Origin of the sequence: Candidatus Tisiphia endosymbiont of Piscicola geometra (assembly GCF_964026415.1) — a bacterium.
Taxonomy (GTDB): Bacteria; Pseudomonadota; Alphaproteobacteria; order Rickettsiales; family Rickettsiaceae; genus Tisiphia.
This window is the reverse complement of record NZ_OZ032144.1, coordinates 223,470-243,715: the sequence shown is the minus strand read 5'-3', so window position 1 is coordinate 243,715 and position 20,246 is coordinate 223,470. Positions and strand designations below refer to the sequence as shown.

21 protein-coding genes are annotated in these 20,246 nt (G+C 35.2%); 12 read left to right on the top strand and 9 right to left on the bottom strand.

Annotated elements, in window-relative coordinates; genetic code table 11:
- Nucleotides 1-98 precede the first annotated feature (98 nt).
- From AAGD26_RS01155 to AAGD26_RS01120, 8 genes are all read right to left on the bottom strand, one after another.
- Nucleotides 99-329, bottom strand: a complete 231-nt coding sequence (locus AAGD26_RS01155) for a hypothetical protein (protein ID WP_341747505.1) — start codon at nucleotides 327-329, stop codon at nucleotides 99-101.
- 179 nt (nucleotides 330-508) lie between these two features.
- Nucleotides 509-646 (bottom strand): hypothetical protein, encoded by a 138-nt coding sequence (locus AAGD26_RS01150; RefSeq protein WP_341751885.1) that lies wholly within the window; start codon nucleotides 644-646, stop codon nucleotides 509-511.
- 317 nt (nucleotides 647-963) lie between these two features.
- Nucleotides 964-1,461 (bottom strand): NADH-quinone oxidoreductase subunit NuoE, encoded by a 498-nt coding sequence (nuoE, locus tag AAGD26_RS01145; RefSeq protein WP_341751884.1) that lies wholly within the window; start codon nucleotides 1,459-1,461, stop codon nucleotides 964-966.
- A complete protein-coding gene (gene nuoD, locus AAGD26_RS01140) occupies nucleotides 1,458-2,633 on the bottom strand; it encodes an NADH dehydrogenase (quinone) subunit D (protein WP_341751883.1) in 1,176 nt (391 codons plus the stop codon). The genes nuoE and nuoD overlap by 4 nt, the downstream gene beginning before the upstream one ends.
- Nucleotides 2,634-2,730: 97 nt before the next feature.
- A complete protein-coding gene (locus AAGD26_RS01135; RefSeq protein ID WP_410520622.1) occupies nucleotides 2,731-3,114 on the bottom strand; it encodes a hypothetical protein in 384 nt (127 codons plus the stop codon).
- A gap of 11 nt (nucleotides 3,115-3,125) precedes the next feature.
- Nucleotides 3,126-3,722 carry a signal peptidase II gene (lspA, locus tag AAGD26_RS01130; protein ID WP_375331772.1) on the bottom strand — a complete coding sequence of 199 codons (597 nt, stop codon included), beginning with the start codon at nucleotides 3,720-3,722 and terminating at the stop codon, nucleotides 3,126-3,128.
- Between the two features lie 241 nt (nucleotides 3,723-3,963).
- Nucleotides 3,964-4,878 (bottom strand): HEPN domain-containing protein, encoded by a 915-nt coding sequence (locus AAGD26_RS01125; protein ID WP_341751882.1) that lies wholly within the window; start codon nucleotides 4,876-4,878, stop codon nucleotides 3,964-3,966.
- Nucleotides 4,879-5,168: 290 nt separating this feature from the next.
- Entirely contained in the window at nucleotides 5,169-7,538 is a 2,370-nt protein-coding gene (locus AAGD26_RS01120) for a WH2 domain-containing protein (protein ID WP_341751881.1), read from the bottom strand.
- Between the two features lie 222 nt (nucleotides 7,539-7,760).
- On the opposite strand from AAGD26_RS01120, the gene AAGD26_RS01115 reads away from it, so the two are divergent.
- From AAGD26_RS01115 to AAGD26_RS01090, 6 genes are all read left to right on the top strand, one after another.
- A complete protein-coding gene (locus AAGD26_RS01115) occupies nucleotides 7,761-8,375 on the top strand; it encodes a 50S ribosomal protein L25/general stress protein Ctc (RefSeq protein WP_341751880.1) in 615 nt (204 codons plus the stop codon).
- Between the two features lie 330 nt (nucleotides 8,376-8,705).
- The gene (gene pth / locus AAGD26_RS01110; RefSeq protein WP_341751879.1) at nucleotides 8,706-9,287 is read left to right on the top strand and encodes an aminoacyl-tRNA hydrolase; all 582 of its coding nucleotides are present in this window, start codon (nucleotides 8,706-8,708) and stop codon (nucleotides 9,285-9,287) included.
- Nucleotides 9,288-9,289: 2 nt separating this feature from the next.
- On the top strand, nucleotides 9,290-9,715 hold the full coding sequence (locus AAGD26_RS01105; protein ID WP_341751878.1) for a GNAT family N-acetyltransferase: 426 nt from the start codon (nucleotides 9,290-9,292) through the stop codon (nucleotides 9,713-9,715).
- On the top strand, nucleotides 9,712-10,809 hold the full coding sequence (ychF, locus tag AAGD26_RS01100) for a redox-regulated ATPase YchF (protein ID WP_341751877.1): 1,098 nt from the start codon (nucleotides 9,712-9,714) through the stop codon (nucleotides 10,807-10,809). The genes AAGD26_RS01105 and ychF overlap by 4 nt, the downstream gene beginning before the upstream one ends.
- A gap of 14 nt (nucleotides 10,810-10,823) precedes the next feature.
- Nucleotides 10,824-11,492 carry a glutathione S-transferase family protein gene (locus AAGD26_RS01095; RefSeq protein WP_341751876.1) on the top strand — a complete coding sequence of 223 codons (669 nt, stop codon included), beginning with the start codon at nucleotides 10,824-10,826 and terminating at the stop codon, nucleotides 11,490-11,492.
- Nucleotides 11,493-11,558: 66 nt separating this feature from the next.
- On the top strand, nucleotides 11,559-12,212 hold the full coding sequence (locus tag AAGD26_RS01090) for a hypothetical protein (RefSeq protein WP_341751875.1): 654 nt from the start codon (nucleotides 11,559-11,561) through the stop codon (nucleotides 12,210-12,212).
- Nucleotides 12,213-12,432: 220 nt separating this feature from the next.
- Here the strand turns inward: AAGD26_RS01090 and AAGD26_RS01085 are convergent, their stop codons facing one another.
- The gene (locus AAGD26_RS01085) at nucleotides 12,433-13,263 is read right to left on the bottom strand and encodes a uracil-DNA glycosylase family protein (protein WP_341751874.1); all 831 of its coding nucleotides are present in this window, start codon (nucleotides 13,261-13,263) and stop codon (nucleotides 12,433-12,435) included.
- 26 nt (nucleotides 13,264-13,289) lie between these two features.
- Between AAGD26_RS01085 and AAGD26_RS01080 the strand changes: the two genes are divergently transcribed.
- The 6 genes from AAGD26_RS01080 to AAGD26_RS01055 all read left to right on the top strand — a co-directional run bounded on the left by AAGD26_RS01080 (nucleotide 13,290) and on the right by AAGD26_RS01055 (nucleotide 19,980).
- Entirely contained in the window at nucleotides 13,290-14,228 is a 939-nt protein-coding gene (locus AAGD26_RS01080; protein WP_341751873.1) for an RluA family pseudouridine synthase, read from the top strand.
- Complete coding sequence (prmC, locus tag AAGD26_RS01075; protein WP_341751872.1) at nucleotides 14,225-15,079, top strand: peptide chain release factor N(5)-glutamine methyltransferase; 855 nt, start codon at nucleotides 14,225-14,227, stop codon at nucleotides 15,077-15,079. Before AAGD26_RS01080 ends, prmC begins: the two co-directional genes overlap by 4 nt.
- Before the next feature lie 215 nt (nucleotides 15,080-15,294).
- The gene (locus tag AAGD26_RS01070; protein ID WP_341751871.1) at nucleotides 15,295-15,756 is read left to right on the top strand and encodes a DNA polymerase III subunit chi; all 462 of its coding nucleotides are present in this window, start codon (nucleotides 15,295-15,297) and stop codon (nucleotides 15,754-15,756) included.
- Nucleotides 15,757-16,115: 359 nt separating this feature from the next.
- Nucleotides 16,116-16,997: a glycine--tRNA ligase subunit alpha gene (locus AAGD26_RS01065; RefSeq protein ID WP_341751870.1), complete on the top strand. Its 882-nt coding sequence runs from the start codon at nucleotides 16,116-16,118 to the stop codon at nucleotides 16,995-16,997.
- A complete protein-coding gene (glyS, locus tag AAGD26_RS01060) occupies nucleotides 16,994-19,033 on the top strand; it encodes a glycine--tRNA ligase subunit beta (RefSeq protein ID WP_341751869.1) in 2,040 nt (679 codons plus the stop codon). Before AAGD26_RS01065 ends, glyS begins: the two co-directional genes overlap by 4 nt.
- On the top strand, nucleotides 19,030-19,980 hold the full coding sequence (locus AAGD26_RS01055; RefSeq protein WP_341751868.1) for an L-threonylcarbamoyladenylate synthase: 951 nt from the start codon (nucleotides 19,030-19,032) through the stop codon (nucleotides 19,978-19,980). Before glyS ends, AAGD26_RS01055 begins: the two co-directional genes overlap by 4 nt.
- Nucleotides 19,981-20,246 lie beyond the last annotated feature (266 nt).

The window sequence follows — 20,246 nt, the reverse complement described above, 5'->3', positions numbered from 1 at the left end:
CCATTGTTTATTGTCCCTATTCTTCAAATCTTCGAGTATATTTGCCCTTGAATTCGATATAAGAATTGAGATTATACTTATTATAGATATATCTACCGCTATAAATCTCGTTTATGTTTATCAATCTCTAGGATATCATCATTTTCTAGCCCTTGTTCTATTGCATGTTTTTCAAACATTGATTGCATCATACTAATATCTTGAAAATTTTCTAGATACTCTTCTAGTTTATCAAGCTCAGTCATACAGCTATTCTTATCGCCCTGTTTAAGATGTAATTTGGCTGATTCTACTAGTTGCTGTAATGTACCTAAAACATCCAATTTCATTAGTTCCTTCAGGGAATCACCTTGCGTAGCATAAATACACCTCTTTAATTATATATCATATTTCTTATGCTATGCTAAGTAGTTTAGATGTCAAAAATTTAATTTCTATTGTAATAAATAATTATCTTTAAAGAGTGAAAGTTTAAACCAGTAGTGATATTGTTCAAGAATTTATTATTTCAATTTTTGATATTAGACTTCTTTCGAAACTCTACTTCTGCTGGTGATTTGGACAATGATGCGGCACTCGAATCCGTAACGGAATTAGAGTACGCTGCGGTTGGAGGTGAAGCGTCTCCTTCAAATCCCTTGCGCACAAGCGAGTTTCGAAAGAGGTCTATTATTTTTTTTCTATACTCAAATGATTTGAAGAATTGGATTTGAAAATGAATGGTGAGTATGCTAGGTATGCATATTAGTACATGAGCATACGAATTCCGTGATATTTTCAAAAAACAATTCGTAGGAGCAGAAGAGTATAGCAATTAACCAAATCATCAATATCTACAACACTAGATATCTTTGGCAAACTTGCTTATGCTGAGGAATTTAAAGAAGCCACGGAATCTTGATCCACAGCGTACTCAAATGTATTTGAGGAGCAGAGGTAGCACGAATAAATTACCAGCAGAAGTCAGGTGAGGTTATCAATTAAATCAGCCATTTTTTTTTCGTCCAAATCCTCAAAGAAATCATCATTAATTTGTACAACTGGTGCATTGACACAAGCTCCCAAACATTCAACTTCTGTAAGGCTAAATTTTTTATCACTTGTTAGTTCACCAAAGTTAATACCAAGTTTTTTTTTACAAATAGTTACAATTTTATCGCTACCCCTTAGCCAACAAGGAGTAGTCCCACAAATTTGTATATGATATCGTCCTACTGGCTTTAGATTAAACATGGTATAAAATGTTGCAACTTCATATGCTCGGATGAAAGGTAAATTTAAAAAATTTGCTACATACTCTATGCAGCCTCTTGGTAACCAACCATTCATTTGGCGTTGTGCAAGGTCAAGTAATGGCAAGATCGCACTCTTTTGTTTGTTTTCAGGATATTTCTTAATGATATTTTGGGCTTTTTTTAAGTTCTCATCATTAAAACTGAAATTTAGTGGTTCATCATTCATCGATCAATTTCTCCAAAAACAATATCAAGACTGGCAATAATAGTTACCACATCTGCCATCAAATGTCCTTTCGACATAAAGTCTAGACCTTGTAGATGAGCAAACCCAGGGGCTTTAATCCGGCATCTATAAGGTCTGTTTGTTCCATCAGAGTATAAATACACACCAAACTCGCCTTTTGGTGCTTCAACAAATTTATATATTTCGCCTTTTGGTACATCATATCCTTCAGTGTAAAGTTTAAAATGATTAATCATGGCTTCCATTGATTCTTTCATTTTTTCTCTTGAGGGTGGTGCAATTCTAGGATCATCGGTTTTAATAGAACCCTTTGGCATTTTTTCAAGACATTGCTGTATAATTTTAAGTGATTGGTACATTTCTTCAATACGCACCAAATACCTATCATAACAATCACCATTTTTGCCAATTGGTATATCAAAATCTAGCTCATCATATACATCATACGGGGTGGCTTTTCTAAGATCCCATGCGATGCCTGAGCCTCTAAGCATTGGACCAGAAAACCCCCAATCCATAGCTTCTTTTTGACTTACTACTCCGATATCTACTAAGCGTTGTTTCCAAATTCTATTGTCATTTAACAGACTCTCGACGTCTTCTAGTTTTTTTGAGAATTGCTGAACAAAAATATTTATATCTTCTAGTATACCATTTGGTAAGTCCTGTGCAACACCACCAGGTCTAAAATAATTTGCATGCATTCTAGAGCCGGAGACACGCTCATAAAATTCCATAATTTTTTCGCGTTCCTCAAATAACCATAATAGGGGGGTAGTAGCACCAACATCTAGGGCTTGTGTTGTTATATTCAGTATGTGGTTAAGGATACGAGTAAGCTCAGAAAACATCACTCGAATAAACCCTGCTCGTCTTGGCACGTTGCAGCCAAGCAATCCTTCAACTGCTAAGGCAAAAGCGTGTTCTTGGCACATTGGCGATACGTAATCTAACCGATCAAAATATGGTATAGCTTGTAGGTATGTTTTATGCTCAATTAATTTTTCAGTACCACGATGCAGCAATCCAATATGCGGGTCTGCTTTATTGATAACCTCACCATCCATTTCTAAAATTAATCTTAATACCCCATGGGTAGCTGGATGTTGTGGCCCAAAATTTAACACAACACTTTTATTATTATCACTCACCTTGTTTTAGACTCCGGCAATTGTTGATTTTAATCGAGTATATATCAAAATTTTTGTCCACTAAGTGAAAAAATTATATAATATTAAAATAATAGCATTATTTTTCCATGTCATCTATTAAAGCTTGCTCTCCATCATTCAGATCTTTTGGAGAATGAATTTTGTGGCTCTTTGTATCTTTTTCTTCGATAGAAGGCAATTCATAGTGAGGGGGAACTTCTAAGGTTTTATTGCGTTGTACCCTATACTCATCAGGACCAGGTGTCACTATACCTATTGTTTCTTTTACTTTTTTATTGCAGGCAGACAGTGTTACTAAGGTAGTAAATAACAAAAAAATTATACGCATACTCTTCTGCTTTAAAGAATTGGTTTTTGCAAATACTTGCTGGGTATTCGCGTACTCACGTACCTTATTGTACTGTTTGCGTTCGCTTATCCCTTGTTTGTTTTCCCCATCCTCCAAATCATTTGAGTACATATCAATCCTCTTTATAAATTTATATTTTTCTTAGAATCAAGCTCACGAATCCTATCCGCTTCAGTTTGCAATCGAGCGTGATTATATTCAACATCTTGTTGTTGTTCAACAATTTTCTTGGTCTTATAATAATCGTGCAATAAGAATATTGCACCTAATGAAATGAAACTATCTGCTAGATTAAATACCGGAAAACCAAAATCTTTATAGTGAAAATAAATAAAATCAAATACCGCCCCATGAACAAAACGGTCGATCAAATTACTAATAGCACCACCAATAAAAAAACTATAACCAACGAAGCTTGGCATTGTTTTACATTTTAATAAGATATACCACAAATATGCTATAAGGGCAGAGTTAACAACTATAAAAAGCATATTACTATACTGGTAATAATTTCGAAGTATTCCAAAACTAATTCCATAATTCCAAATATAAACCATATCTAAAAAGCTGGTTATTTCTAGCGTTAGACCAGCTTTACCTCTTAGATAACCTATAAGATACCATTTTACTAATTGATCTATAATTACTAATTTAACAATTATACGACTACTTTGGCGAATAATTAGTAATATTTTCTTAAATATTGATGGTATACGCATATTAGAATTTAATTTTTGATTATATACTCAGGTAGAACTTCAAGAATTGGCGTCGTCATGTCTAAAGATCGAAGCTGCCTAGTTACTCATGTACGCTACGCCGCTCGACTTTGCTACTGCCTAGCTCTTCTTGAAGTTATACTATTGTCTACCCAACTCTTCATTTACGAGCAGTATACTCTTCTGCTCCTACGAATTGTTTTTTGAACATATCATGGATTCGCATGCTCACCATTCATTTTCAAATCCAATTCTTCAAATCATTTGAGTATACTTCTATTTTATTAATCCTTTCTAGACATATCTTTTCAGTCACTATCTTTAATTCCTCTACCCGGTTAATAAGGTAAAGTAATTGTTCTTTACTAATTGTATAATCTTGATCATACCTTGCGTCAACATAAGCATTTCGCAATAACGTAAAGCACTCTTCTTGCTCAGGAGTCTCATGTGGAAATATCTTATAGAGATCGTAATGATGACTTCTAGCCCTATCGCCAAGTCCCAGTATATCATGTGACTTTGCCTTGTAACCAGTAAAAACTAACAGGATAGCATTATAAAAGCTCTCGGTAGCTTGGTGAAGCATAAAGGCTGCATTATTCAATTGTTCTATATCTAAACACAAATGAGCAAGCAATAGAAAGTCCTTGGCTTTTTTAAACCAATATTTGTAATCTTTCTCAGCTATTGGTCTACGTTCCTTCCATGATAGTTCCTTAGCTTCAGATAGTATAAATTCACCACTATTATATAAAAGAATGCCCTCTTTCTTGATATCACTAAAGAAATACTGCCCCTTTTCCAGTTGCCTATTTACCAGTTTAATAGGTTCAAGTATCAGAGTAATTGGTGGTTTTTCATCTAATGAGAATTTTTTACCTAGCCTATTCTCTATCTTATGTTGTAGGTTTATAGCTGGATAGCCGGCATATTCTCCGTTCTTTAAAATCAACAAAAGGTCAAAATCACTTTGATACTTATAATAACTAATATCCCCTACCTTCTCTATATCCTCTACCCAATCTCCTCTAGCATAAGAGCCAAATAAGATAATCATTGCTATTTTTGATTTGCCTACATATAGGATTTCTTTAACAATATTATCTAGCTTTTCTTTAATCACTAGTGAACGACTAGGTAAGGTAGTTTTCATAAAGCTATTTTTTTTATCCTAGATCAACTAATATACCAAATATTTAAATAATCAACAACAATTTAATCATAAATTAAAAAATAATTTAAAATTACAATCAATAGTTGTTATATGTGTCATAATCAGTAACAATAACATAAGAATTCAGGATAAGAATTAGTTAATTCTTATCCCAAATTCGCGGGAGTAGTATACAAGACATGAGGTAGCCTAGATGTTATCCCAAATTCGCGGGAGTAGTATACAAGACATGAGGTAGCCTAGATGTTATCCCAAATTCGCATAAATTACTATACTTCCCTAGAACTAGGCTCTTTTTTGATACCAACTAGTTTGGGGGATGGAGTAGGAGGAAGGGTTTTGTATCCATCTTTTGGGGTCATGGGGAGATTTCCTCCAATAGCTTTTGCTGCTGACTGTAACTTTGGTGGGAATTGTCCTTTTGTCGTATCAACGTTAGCAACAGGGTTAGACGGTAACTCAGCCAATTCTCCTCTATCAAGATTTTTCTTAATCTTCTCTAGCTGCTGGATGACTTTATCTCGTTTTTTCTCCCTATCTTCATCATCCCAAATGTCGTCATCATTAATAAGTTTAATTAGCTCCTTATCATCTTTAACACCAGCCTTGTTAATAAGAGTTTTAAGGGTATTCTCATCAACAATCCTTCCCTCAATAAGTTTCACAAGATCAGCATGTTCAGGTTCCTCATCTTCATCATCACGAAATGCCTTAGATCTATCTATTATAGCCTGTCTAAGGCTATCTGCTATTGAACCAGAAGGGCTAGTAGGTGGTGTTTTTGGTTTTTCCTCTAGTTTTCTCTCTAGTTCTTCTAGTGCTTTATTTCCCCCTAATACAGATAGTTTTTCTTCTCTAAGCTTTGCCTTCAGTACCATTTCAGTTAAGAATTTTGTTTCTCCTTCCCCTTGCTCTCTTACTGTTGCTTTGTCATGATCAGAACCTGACGGTGGAGATACTGGATGGGTTGTTGTGGGTGCTTTTTTAAGTTGTATCCCCTTCCTAATTTCATCCCATAATGCTCCCCTATCTTCTCCTTGTCCTTGCGGTGTTACTGCTGCTGCCTTCTGAGCTTGACCTGCCGTAGGTTCTGCAGGCGGTGGCGGAGGGGGCGGTGGAGGAGGTGCTGCCATAGCATTTCCTGCTGCTTGCTGAGTGGCACGTAAACCTTCTATCGGAGGAGGTGGAGGTGGTGGCGGAGGAGGTGGTACTGCCATAGCATTCCCCATTGTGTGCTGAGTACCTTGTGGCAATGGAGGAGGTGGAGGTGGTGGCGGAGGAGGTGGTACTGCCATAGCATTCCCCATTGTGTGCTGAGTACCTTGTGGCAATGGAGGAGGTGGAGGTGGTGGCGGAGGAGGTGGTACTGCCATAGCATTTCCCACTGCTTGCTGCACCTCTTGATTCTGCGACGGTGGAGGAGATGGTGCTTTGCCTTTACCAGCTATATGTGCTTTCGGTTTAGTTTCCTCTCTATGCTGAATATTTTGTGAATCCTGCAATGATGTATGAGGAAGGGGTGAAGATGAAAGAGAGCTTGTTATAGTGTTTTCCGCTGCTTGATGAATAGTTGGGTTCGGCATCGACGTAGTACGCATAAGTGGAGGAGGTGGCGCTGGGCGTTTAGGTGTTATCCGTTCAGGCATTGATGATGACATGGCTTGAGATTGAGCCAAATCTTGGCTTGTAGATAATGGCTGTGAAGCAGTAACTGCAGATATAAAAGTGGTTTCAAGCTCATTTCTTAAAGCTTCTACTTTGTCTGACCTGAGCTTTAGTATATCTCTACCTTCAAGTTTTTCTAGTTCTTTCCGTAACTTATTTGTTCTAGCTACTGTTGAATCTTTTATGTTTTTACCAGTGATCTCTAATCCCTCATCAACCCTTTTTAATATTGTATTATTGAGAGGTATGTTTTCTTTTAAAATTTGTTCTGGAGTTTTTACGAAAACATGCTTAATCTTTGCAGTAATTTTTTTAAGACCATCTAGCCATGTTGATGGTAATTCTTCCCGTAAGTCTGCTAAGTCTTTCTTTATAGTAAGAAGTTCTTTAATATTATCATTAGCCTTTACCAACTTAACTAGGTCTTGTTGTACGTGTAACAGTCTTATTCTTTCTTGGTGTAGTGCCTTTGCTTCATCAGCATTATAAACTTGTGGTACAATTTGGCTAAATTTTTCATGAGATATACCTAAATTTACTAAGGATTCTCTTAATCCTTTTACCTTTTCTAGTTGTTTCTCTGATAGTTCTTTGGTTATGATATCATCAAATCCTGCTTGTAACTCTGTATCTATAATTTTCTGTAAATATAAGTTTTTTTTACCTACATCTCTTAACTTATTGTCAACATTTTTGAGAGCCTTTCTGTTGTCTCTTCTCTTTTTTTCAGCAATTTCCTTATCATTTTGTATAAACAGATATTTTACTTGTGTAACAGTATGTACAAACCTTTTAAACCAAGGTAAAGAAGGGTATTCTTTCTTTAAATCTTCCACTTTCTGTTGTAGATGTCTACTATTTTCTAATTGTTTATTAGCCTCTAAAAGATTCCCTACAGAATTTATTGTATCCAGTAATTTACCTTTTTCCTGTGATAACAGGCTTTCTATTTGTTGATCTTTATCTTTCGACATGTAAATACCTCCTTATTAACTCTAGTAAATAGTAGGGTAAGCAAAAAAGATATCATGCCCGCTTTTAGTTAGGCAATGATATTTTTTTAGTATTGATTACAATTTTGAAATTACCCTGTGGCATTAATGTAAGCAGCTTTAAAGCTGCTTGTCAAATTAATACTTGAATTTTTTAACATTTAGTACTATCATCTATGCTTTAAAAGCTCTTAGGAGAAAAAGATGAGTGAACTATTAGAACTTGCAGCAGAAATGCGGGCGAAATTTGGTACGGGAGTCGCAAGAGAACTACGTAGGAAAGGTATGGTTCCAGCCATAGTTTATGGAGCAGGTAAAGAAGCCTTAGCCGTTTCTATCGAAGAAAAAGAGATAACTAAGCATTATAGAAAACCCGGTTTTATCTCTACAGTTATTCAAATTAAAGTGGGTAGTAAAACGCATAAAGTGTTACCAAAGGCTGTAGAATTGCATCCTATCACTGACATAGTTAGGCATGTTGACTTTGTCCATTTAGAGGAAAAAACCCAAAGAATGGAAGTGCCGGTAGTCTATGAGGGTAAAGAAAGAGCTTTGGGAGTTAAAAGAGGTGGATTCTTCAATATAATAAAAAGAACTATAACTCTTTTATGTGATGTCAATAATATACCTAAAAATATTAATATTGATGTTACTAACATGCATATCGGTCAGTCTTTAAAAGCAAAAAGCATTAAACTTCCTGAAGGAGTCGAGCTAGCTAGTAAAAATGATTTTATTATGGCTACTATAATCGGTCGTAAGGGTAGTAAGTCAGAAGATGAAGAAGCTGCAACTGAAGAAGTGAAGCCGACAAAATAGTTGTTTTTGAAGCTATAAGGGTACTATGTCTTGGATATCACCCACAACTGTTGAAAGTTAAAATCGTCTATTAGCGAGGAGACCGTAGGTCGACGAAGCATCCATATGACAAGTTTCATGGGATTGCCACGCTCACGTACGTTCGCTCGCTAATAGACGATTTTAACTTTCAACACTGCTTCGCTAATAGACGATTTTTTAACTTTCAACAGTTGTGGGTCGAGGTGCTAGGCGTACATATAGTATGTGAACACCGCAGATATTGGATAATGACAACACAATTCTTGATTTTCATCGAGTATACAAATCGCTCTCTAATGATATTATAATATGCTTAAATCTGAAGACAAAGGATATATACTTGTTGTAGGTTTGGGCAATATAGGCAAAGGGTATCAAAATACTCGCCATAATGTTGGCTTCATAGCTATTGATTATTTATCAGAATATTATAAAATTTCTTGGAATACCAAAGTTAAATTTCATGCAGAACTTGCACAAGGGACAATAGAGGGGCATAAATTACTATTAGCAAAGCCTCTGACTTACATGAATCTGTCCGGTAAAGCAGTACAAGCAATATGTTCTTACTATAATATCAAACCACCAAATATTTTCGTTTTACATGATGATATAGATTTAGAAACTGGTAGAATAAAATATAAATTGGCTGGTGGTAGTGGTGGACATAATGGTCTAAAATCATTGGATCAGTGTATAGGAAATGATTATCACCGTATCAGAATCGGGGTAGGAAGACCAGTAGCTAATGGCGATGTATCGGATTACGTCTTATCTGCTTTTTCTAAAGAAGAGTATAAAATTATTGTTAATTCCATTGAGGTAATAATTAATAATTTCCGTTTATTGCTTTCAGGTGAAATGGAAGAGTTTAAAAGAAGCATCGTTTAAATATGAAACAACAATTAACTTGTGTCTATGCAGATGACATGGATGCACAATATTCAAAGATAATGCAGGATGGGTTAGATGAACTTGCTAAAAACAAGAAGGGTCTTGATGCTGTCCAATCATTTTCCTTCTCGTGTTTTGATAAGGATAAAAACTTTGTTGCTGGTATAAAAGGTGTACTTATTTATGGTTGTTTACACGTTGATACGTTATGGGTTTCTGAAGATTTTCGAGGTCAGAATTACGGTACTTTGCTAATGTCCAAGGCAGAAAATCTAGCACGAGAGCGTAATTGTAAATTTATGACTTTAAATACTACCGATTGGCAGGCCAGACCATTTTATGAAAAATTAGGTTTTAAATTAGAGTTTGTAAGAAGTGGCTATGATAAAGATTCGGAAGCATATTATTTAAGGAAAGATTTATGACACTAAGATGTGGTATTGTTGGTTTACCAAATGTAGGAAAATCAACTTTATTTAATGCTCTAACTTCTAGTATTGCAGCAGAAGCGGCTAATTATCCTTTCTGCACTATAGAACCAAATTCTGCTATAGTATCAGTACCGGATGATAGGCTAAATGAGTTGGCAGCTATTGCTAATTCTATTAAAATTATTCCTACTTATATAGAAGTTGTCGATATTGCCGGTTTGGTAAAAGGGGCAAGTAAAGGTGAAGGGCTTGGTAATAAGTTTTTATCTCACATACGAGAGGTTGATGCTATTTTGCACGTACTACGTTGTTTCGAAGATATAGATATTACTCATGTGCATAATAAGATTGATCCAATATATGATGCTGAGATAATAGAAACAGAATTAATTTTAGCAGATCTTGAATCGGTAGAAAAACGCTTAATAAATTCTGAGAAACGTTTGAAAACAGGCGATAAAGCTTTAAAAGAGCAAGTAGAATTATTAAAAGAGATTCAAGCAACTCTTGCAATAGGTAAACCAGTCCGTAGCATGATTGGGACTTATAGTAAAGAGGCTTTGGAACAATTACAATTATTAACTTCTAAGCCGGTTTTGTATGCTTGCAATGTACTGGAAGAAGATGCGGTTACTGGTAATAAATTTACGGAACTTGTAGCAAAAAAAGCTGAAGAAGAAGGTGCAAAACATGTTATTATTTCATCAAAAATTGAAGCGGATATTGCAATTTTAGAAAGTGACGAAGAGAAATCTGAATTCTTAAATAGTATGGGTCTTGTGGAAACGGGTCTAAGTAAAATTATCAAAGAAATGTATAATTTATTAGACCTAAGAAGCTTTTTTACTGTAGGTCCCAAAGAAACACATGGCTGGACTTTTCGTAATGGTACGCTAGCTCCTCAAGCAGCCGGTATTATTCATACTGATTTTGAGAAAGGTTTTATCCGGGCTGAAGTTATTAGCTATCAGGATTATATAAAGTTTAATGGGGAAGTAAAAGCCAAAGAAATGGGTAAAATGCGTTTAGAGGGCAAGGAGTATAAAATGCAGGATGGGGATGTGGTGCATTTTAGGTTTAATGTTTAAAGAAGGGTAGTTAATTGAGGAAATTATATCATTATCCTATTTGTCCATTGTCACGTCAGGTTCGGGTGTTATTAAAAGAGCTAGATGTGCAGTTTACTATGGTTAAGGAGGATTATTGGCTTCGAGACAAGGAATTTTTGTCTTTAAATCAGGCGGGGACGACACCTGTCTTACAAGAGGCGTCCACTCTAATTATAGCAGGAATTTATCCCATCACTGAGTATTTACATGAAAAATATCCAAATTTTAATTTTATCGATGAAGATATTGATATTAAATGTGAAATTCGTAGGTTGCTCAGTTGGTTTAACGAAAAATTTTACCGTGAAGTAACAAAAATTATTATCGATGAAAAAATAGTAAGGTCCTTCTGCCAATTAGGTGGTCCTAGAACCGATTTTCTTAGGGCAGCAAAAAATAATCTATCACACCATTTAAACTATATGTCAAATTTATTTGAAAAGCGTAGCTTTATTGCATCAAATTCTTTAAGTTGTGCAGATATAGCTGCTGCCTGTCATATATCGGTTCTAGATTATTTTGGCGAAATTAGTTGGGACAAATGGCTGTCTATTCGTCATTGGTATGCAATCATCAAATCTAGACCTAGCTTCCGCTCCTTATTACATGACCAAATACCAGGTTTCACTCCACCACCTTGTTATGCTGATTTAGATTTTTAGTGGTTGCGGTGCAGTTACTTTTATGATAGCTTCTAGGTGAATAGTATAATTAAAATAGAGGATATTATGAGTGAAAGTGACGATAATAATACAAAAGTGGATTCTCTACCGTCTCATAAGGAAGGAGCTACGGGGGTAAGTATAACCCCGACTCATGACCAAGGCGTGGGAACAAGAAGCGGTGTTGGACCATTTGAAGATTTAAACATAGCATTAAGTGAAATTGCAAATTATTTACAAAATGCAGAAGAAAATTTGCAGAAAATTGCACAATTAAAAGGATTGGAGAAATTGCAAGGTGAACAAGCACAAAAACTTTTTCAAGATTTTAAGAATGGTTTTGACAAAGTAAGACAAGGGGTGACAGATTATACTGATACTGTGCATGCCTCTCCTATCAAAGCTTTTGCTGATGAACAGAGTAGAGAAAATTATGAAAAGAGTCCAATTGGACGCCTAGAAAAATTTGCCAAAGATCAATTAATGAAAGTTGGAAAAATATTTGAAGGTTCAGCTGATGCAGTTAGAAATAATCCAATTTTAAATGCAGTAGGGAATGTGATAAAATCTGCATGTCATGCGGTTGGTACTATAGCTAAAGGTACTTTAAACAATGCGATAGCTACTGGAGAACTTGCCAAAAGTGTTGTTAATCTAGGTGTAGCAATAAAAGATAGCATTGTAGGAAAAGGAGTGAAACAAGCAACTAGGGGCGTTTAGTTTGACATAGTACCCTACATTTTTCTATAATCGTCATAGCAAGGCTCTTTAGATGCCGTGGCGATCTAGGTAAACAGCGAAGCTGTTTTTTTAGAGTAACGCTTCGCGTATCTTGGATTGCCGCGTCGCCGCTTTCAGCGGCTTCTCGCAATGGTGCTCGGAAGACCCCTTAACAGTAGTGAAATAAAAATGTAGGGTACTATGGTAGTTTGACAACACCCTATATCCGACTTGTATTGATATATTCATGGATTTTTAGTAAATCATACCAAGTGGGTTTTTTCTGCATTGGTTGTCTAAGCAGATAGGCAGGATGGAAGATAGAAGTGGTTTGAATTGGCTTGCTAAGATACTGATTGGTATATAAATAATATTCTTGTCTGATTTTACTTATACCAGCATTTTTGCCAAGTAAGCTGGTTGCTGCAACGTTTCCCACTAAAACAATTAGTTTTGGGTTTATTAAAGCGATATGCTTCTCAACGAAAGGTCGGCAAATATCTATTTCTTCTTGCGTTGGTTGGCGGTTGGCTGGTGGCCGCCAAAATACAGTGTTAGTAATATAAGCGTTATGTTCTCTTGAAATATTGATCGAGGCTAAGACATTATCGAGTAACTTACCACTTTCACCGCAAAATGGTATCCCTTGTGCATCTTCGCTACTACCCGGTGCTTCCCCAATAAACATTATAGAACTTTGTGGATTGCCATCAGCAAATACGGTTTTATTAGCTAATTTCTTTAAACCACAACCATCAAAATCCATTAGTAGTTTTTTTAATTCTTCTAAATTGCGAGCTGAGTCAGCTAAAGTTCTAGACAACGAAATGATGTCATCCTGTTTTTGTACAAGTTCTGGCTTCTTACCTACGTGGGAATGACCAGGACTGTTGGAGCTAGGTAGAGCTGGTGGAATACTAATCGGCTTAGCTTTAATATTAGAATTAATCTGTATTTTTTGCTGATTAATAGTTGATTCTGACAAATAATAATCTATACCAATTGTTTGCAACCATTTTAGTTGATTGATTTTTTTTGTTAAATGAGTCATTTTATTATTTTAAAATATTTTAGCCAATGGAAGAATATAACGTACCTAACAATCTAGATGGGTTTAGACTTGATAAGGCTTTGGTAAGCCTTATCAGTAAAACATCTAGAAGCCAAGTCCAGAAAAGTATAAATGACTTCCAAGTACAAGTTAATGGTTTGATTATTTCTGATTCTAACTTTAAGGTCAAGGAGAATGACCTTATTTCAGTATTTTTTAAAGACCCTGATCCATTAACAATGCAGGAAGCTGATATTAAACTTGATATTTTTTATGAAGATGAAGATTTAATGGTGATCAATAAAGCAGCTGGTATGACAGTCCATCCTGGTAGTGGTAACCACCAGGATACTTTGGTAAATGCCTTATTACATCATGCAAAATCTTTATCTAGCATAGGAGGGTTAGAAAGACCTGGCATAGTTCATCGTTTGGATAAAGATACATCAGGTCTTATGGTGGTAGCAAAGAATAATTTTGCCCATGTACATCTTGCAAAGCAAATAGAAAGCCGTAATCTTATACGCAAATATAAAGCACTCGTTTGGGGTATTATCAATCCGCAAGAGGGAGTTATAAGAAATAATATTGGTAGAGACCGTATTATGCGGCAAAAAATGACTATTCTAAAATTTGGTGGTAAAGAGGCGGTTACTCATTATAAAACAGAGGAAATATTTTTTGATGGTATTATAAGTATGGTAGAATGTCGACTTACTACCGGGCGAACTCATCAAATCAGAGTACAGTTGAGTCATTTAAAACATTCGGTAGTAGGAGACAAAACTTATGGCAAGAATAGCAAGAAAGTTAGCTCTAATTTTAGCATAGTACCACAAAAATTAATGGATTTCAAGAGGCAAGCATTACATTCTTGGTATATAAGTTTTTCCCACCCGGTAAGTGATAAATTATTAGAATTTGAATCACCTTTGCCACAGGATATTGTAGAAATAATTGCATGAATATAAAAGAATCCTTAATTTATGCTGCTAGCAAGTTGCAAGCAGTGGGTATTAAATCAGCCAACTTAGAATCACGCATATTGATGCAGCATGTAACTGGTAAATCTATTGAATATTTATTAGCAAGGTCAGAAGAAGAATTGACACAACAAGAGCAAATTATTTTTGAGGATTTGGTTAATAGGCGTACATTACTAGAGCCAATAGCCTATATTGTAGGATATAAAGAATTTTATAGTTACCAGTTTATTATAAATGATAAAGTACTTATTCCTCGGCAAGATACTGAGATTATTGTAGATGCGATTTTAAGCGATATAAAAATAAATGCCGAGCTAACAATATTGGAGCTTGGTATTGGTAGTGGCTGTATTGCTGTAAGCTTATTATTGGAAATGCCAAATAGCAATGTAACTGCAACTGATATAAGTAATGAAGCGATTGCTATAGCTAGTCAAAATGCTATAAAACATAAAGTTTCTGATAGGTTTAAAATAATTAATAGTAACTGGTTTGATAATCTAGAAAAGCAAGAATTTGATATCATCGTAAGTAATCCACCATATATTTCTTTTGATGATACTGTTTATATGTCTTCTGAGCCCCTGAAATATGAACCCCACTTAGCCTTATTTGCTGAAGATAATGGATTAGCTTCATATTACATAATCGCTAAAGAAGCCAAGGGATTTTTAAAACAAAATGGTAAATTATTCTTAGAGATTGGTTTTAATCAATTGACAGCTGTTACAGAAATTTTTATTAGTTATGGTTATACGGTTAAGCAAGTTTATAAGGATTTGGAGGCTAGAGATAGAGGGATTCTAATAACCTCCCCCCATTCGGGATAAAAATTAGTTAATTCTTATCCCGAATTCGCCTATTATACTGCTCGTAAATGAAGAGTTGGTAGACGATAGTATAACTTCAAGAAGAGCTAGGCAGTAGCAAAGTCGAGCAGCGTAGCGTACATTAGTATGTGAGCAGCTTCGATCTTTGGTCGCGGGAACGCCAATTCTTGAAGTTCTACCTGAGTATATAAGTTTTAAATATTAAGAGAATAACCATGCAACAATTTAGTCTTTATCATGCTACCGAAGGATCGCTATATAAAACAACCTGTCTTTTAGTAGAAAAATCTTATCATAGCAATTTAAGAATTGTCGTTTTAGCTCCAGATATTGAAGTCCAAGAATCACTAAACAAGATGATATGGACTTATTCTAGAAAACAGTTTATTCCACATGGTAGTAAGCTTGATCCATTACCAGAAAAACAACCAGTCTATATTACTCATCAGTTAGAGAATCCTAATCAAGCTACGATTCTAATAATCATTGCCCCATTTGATATACAAGAAATTCTTAATAACAAACACTATGTTGCACATTTTCAAAGAATAATTATAATATATGATGGTTTGGATAATTTAAGTCTAATAGTTAAAACAATAAATGAACTAACTATTGCGACACCGATGATTGACTGTTATAAACAGAGTTCAGTAGGAACATGGAGTAAGATTTAACCATTTCTATCAACTGTGCAAGATATGTCATTGCGAGCGAACGTATGTGAGCGTGGCAATCCATGAAACTTGTCATATGGATTGCTTCGTCGACCTACGGTCTCCTCGCAATGACACTGTAAGTTGTCATTCTTAGCAACGGCGGGAATCTAGATACCTGCTTTCGCAGGTATGACACAAAACGGGATTGCTTCGTTGCTACTAAGGTAACTCCTCGCAATGACAGTTTAAGTCTTACGGTCTCCTCGCAATGACGATTTTTTAACTTTCAACAGTTGTGGGGTGGCATCGAAGGTGCAGGAAGTTCCCTAATTACAAAATAGGGTGTGTTCCTCTAAAAAATAAACAAATTTATCAATATGCAAAAATTATCATTTCAACAAATTATCTTGACCTTGCAAAATTACTGGCAAGATTATGGCTGTGCAATTTTGCAGCCATATGACGCTCATGTTGGAGCTGGTACTTTTCACCCTGCTACTGTACTACGAACTCTTGGTAAGAAACCTTGGTTTGTAGCTTACGTTCAACCTTCTCGGCGTCCTCATGATAGTAGATACGCTTTGCATCCTAATAGAATGCAGCATTATTATCAATTTCAGGTTATACTAAAACCCTCTCCTGATGATATACAAGAGCTATATTTAAAGAGTCTTGAATGTCTTGGTATAGATTTACAAAAACATGATATTAGGTTTGTTGAAGATGATTGGGAGTCTCCTAGTCTCGGTGCTGCTGGGCTTGGTTGGGAAATATGGTGTGACGGTATGGAAGTATCACAATTTACTTATATGCAACAAATTGGTGGTATTGATTGTCGTCCAGTGGCTGGTGAGATCACCTATGGTTTAGAACGTCTGGCACTTTATATACAAGGAATCAATGAGGTAAGAAATCTTGACTGGAATGGTCAAGTTGGAGAAAAGGCTTTAACCTATGGTGAAGTAGATTTTGCCGCTGAAAAACAATTTTCGAAGTTTAATTTAGAATTAGCTGACATAGCCATATTATCTCAGCATTTTATTGATAGTGAGAAACAATGTAATGAATTAATCGCTGCAGATTTACCTTTGCCAGCTTATGATTATTGTATTCAAGCTAGTCATCTTTTTAATCTGTTAAATGCCCGGGGGGTAATTAGTGTAACAGAGAGAGCATCTTACATACTCAGGATACGTAATTTGGCAAAAATGTGCTGTAATAAATGGTTAGAACTAGAAGATAAAGAAGAGTTAATATGAGTGAGTTATTATTAGAACTTTTTAGCGAAGAGATACCAGCTTTGATGCAGAAAAATGCAGCGGAAAGCTATAAAACCATATTTACGACAATCTTGCAAGAAAGCGAGCTAGTTGCTGATGTTCAGCTATATGTTGGATCTAGGAGAATTGCTGTACATATTACAAATTTACCAAAATCTATACTACCAAAAGAAATTACCATAAGAGGACCGAAAGTTTCGGCAACGCAGCAGGCTGTAGAAGGGTTTTGTCGATCAAATAATATTGAGCAAAATAAATTATCTACGCTATTAGTGCAAGGGCAATTATATTATATAATAGCAAAGAGTAGCATAGAAACCGATATACGAGTATTATTGCAAGAGATAATTCCTAAAGCAATTAGTAAGTATATTTGGTCAAAATCTATGTATTGGGGGAATTATGATATAAGTTGGATTAGACCGCTTAGGAATATTTTATGTATATTTGATGGAGAAATACTAGCCATTAAATATGGACATTTGACGGCAAATAATATTACCTTTGGACACAGATTTCTTAGTCCTGAACCGATTACTATAGACAGTTTTTCTGAATACCAGAATAAGCTGCGGGAGAGTAATGTCATTATTGACCAAGAAGAACGTAAGGAGATAATAAAAAGTCAGCTATCAAAAATAGCCAATACACTTAATTTAGTTATCAAAGATGATGAGAAATTATTAGAAGAAGTAACAGGACTAGTAGAATTGCCAGTTGTTATGGCGGGTAAAATACCTGAGATATTTTTGCAGTTACCTAGTGAAGTACTAGTTAGCTCAATGCGTACCCATCAGAAGTATTTTAGTACTTTTGACCAAGCTGGTAATTTCGCCCCTTATTTTCTCTTTGTTAGTAATATGCGACATGATCAAAATGTTATAATAAGTGGTAACGAAAAAGTACTAGCTGCTAGACTCTCTGATGCATTATATTTTTATCAGCAGGATTTATCTAATAGTTTAGAATCAAAATTGCCAAAGCTTGAGCAGATAACTTTCCATGCAAAGCTTGGCAGTATCAAACAAAAAACAGAGAGAATTGATGATATTTGTAATTATCTAATGCCAGGAAATCAGGATTTGCAAGTAGCAGCTAAACTTTGTAAAAGTGACCTAACAACTGAAATGGGGGGAGAATTCCCTGAACTGCAAGGTATTATGGGATATTATTACGCCAAAGCCGAAGGGTTAAATGATCAGATTGCCTTGGCAATAAGAGATCATTATAAACCACAAGGACCATCAGATAATTTGCCAATGGGAAATAGTGCAATATTGGCGATTGCTGATAAACTGGATAGTTTAGTAGGTTTGATATTAATAGGAGAAGAGCCAAATGGTTCAAGAGACCCTTACTCGCTCAGACGGCAAGCATTAGGTATTATTAGGATAATTTTAGCTAATAAGTTAAATATTGATATTAAGGAATTAGTTGCGTATGTAGTTCACTTATATCAAACTATGTTTGAAGACGTAAAGGGAGGAGGGCATGATAGTGGGCTAAATAAAACTAGTCAGATAATTTTAGAGTTCTTAGAAGAACGAGCCAAATATTATTTTAAAAATCACTATGACATATCGTTAATTAATGCGGTGCTTGATTTTGATATTGAAAGAGATTTAGTGATTAGCGAAATAAAGCTCGGTGCTTTACAAAAGTTTCTCGCTGGAGTGGATGGTGAAAATTTATTAACTATTTACAAAAGAGCAAATAATATACTAGAAGGTAGTAATATAGAAGGAGAAGTTGATCAAAAGGCTTTTGTTTCACAATATGAACAACAATTATTTTTATCATTAGGAGTTATTTCTAAGCAAATTGATAGTTCTATTGTAGAAAAAGATTTTACTAAAACTCTTAGCCTGTTACTAGAAATATTAAAACCTGTCAATGAGTTTTTTGATAATGTTATGGTCAAAGATCAAGATCGTAACATTGCCAATAATCGTTTATTGTTGCTCAGAATGGTTACCCAATTATTTGATAAATTAGCAAAATTTAGTTTCTTATGACTGATACATTAAAGCAGGCTGCCAAATTCATAAAACTTGGTAATGTAGTAGCTTTTCCAACAGAAACAGTATATGGACTTGGGGCAGATGCTAGTAATGAGCAAGCTTGCCAGAAGATTTTTAAGATAAAAAAGCGTCCAAGCATAAATCCTCTAATTGTTCATGTAGCAACTATGAGCCAAGCTAAAACTATAGGGGAATTTAATGCAGATGCTCTTAAGTTAAGTAATATCTTTTGGCCGGGACCTTTATCTATTGTTGTACCATTAAAAAGTGGGGCAAATATAGCAGCATCAGTATTATCTAGGATGACAACGGTTGCACTCCGTATACCATCACATAATATTGCTTTGGAGCTAATAAGAAAGTCAGGTACTCCGATAGCAGCCCCTAGTGCTAACCCATCAGGTTATATTAGTAGCACGACTTTACAGCATGTACAGGAACATTTTGCAAATGACCAAGATATTTTTATTTTAGAGGATAATTTAAATGATTGTAAGTGTCAATATGGTATAGAATCAACCATAGTAGATAGTACTACTAATAACTTAACTATTTTGCGAGATGGTTTTATTACGTTGGAAGCGTTAGAGAAGGTAATTGGTAAGAAACTAGATAAAACATCCAGCTTGATGCAAATTAAAGCTCCGGGGATGATGAATAAACACTACTCGCCAAGAGTTAAAGTAAGATTGAATGCAGAGAGTTTAGAAGCTAATGAGGTAGGGCTTAATTTTGCCGATAGTAAGCTAGAGGGTAATTTTTCGCTTAATTTAAGTTTAACTGGTGATTTAATTGAAACAGCTAGCAACTTATTTGCCAGTCTTAGAATATTGGATAATTATGCAGAATTAAATGGATTAGCAATTGCCGTTGCCTCTATCCCAGAGGTTGGTATTGGCGTTGCAATCAATGATCGACTTAAAAGAGCGGCGGTAAAATGACATCTATATTTACTAAATTAAAGCAGGTATTAGTTAATAGTTCAAATAAAATATCTTCCCGACTTCCGCAATTTTTGAGAAAGCCCGAGGTTGGAAGGGGCATGGATATAAAGGTCATGTGTTACTAGGCACAACAAGCCGCGATGCTGCAAATGTAATAGATACAATGGTAATGAGCGAATGAAACTATCAATTAACTCATCCCCACCAAATTTACTAATAAAAGAGCAATTAAAATCAATTTATTGCAAGCTTTTTAGTAAAGA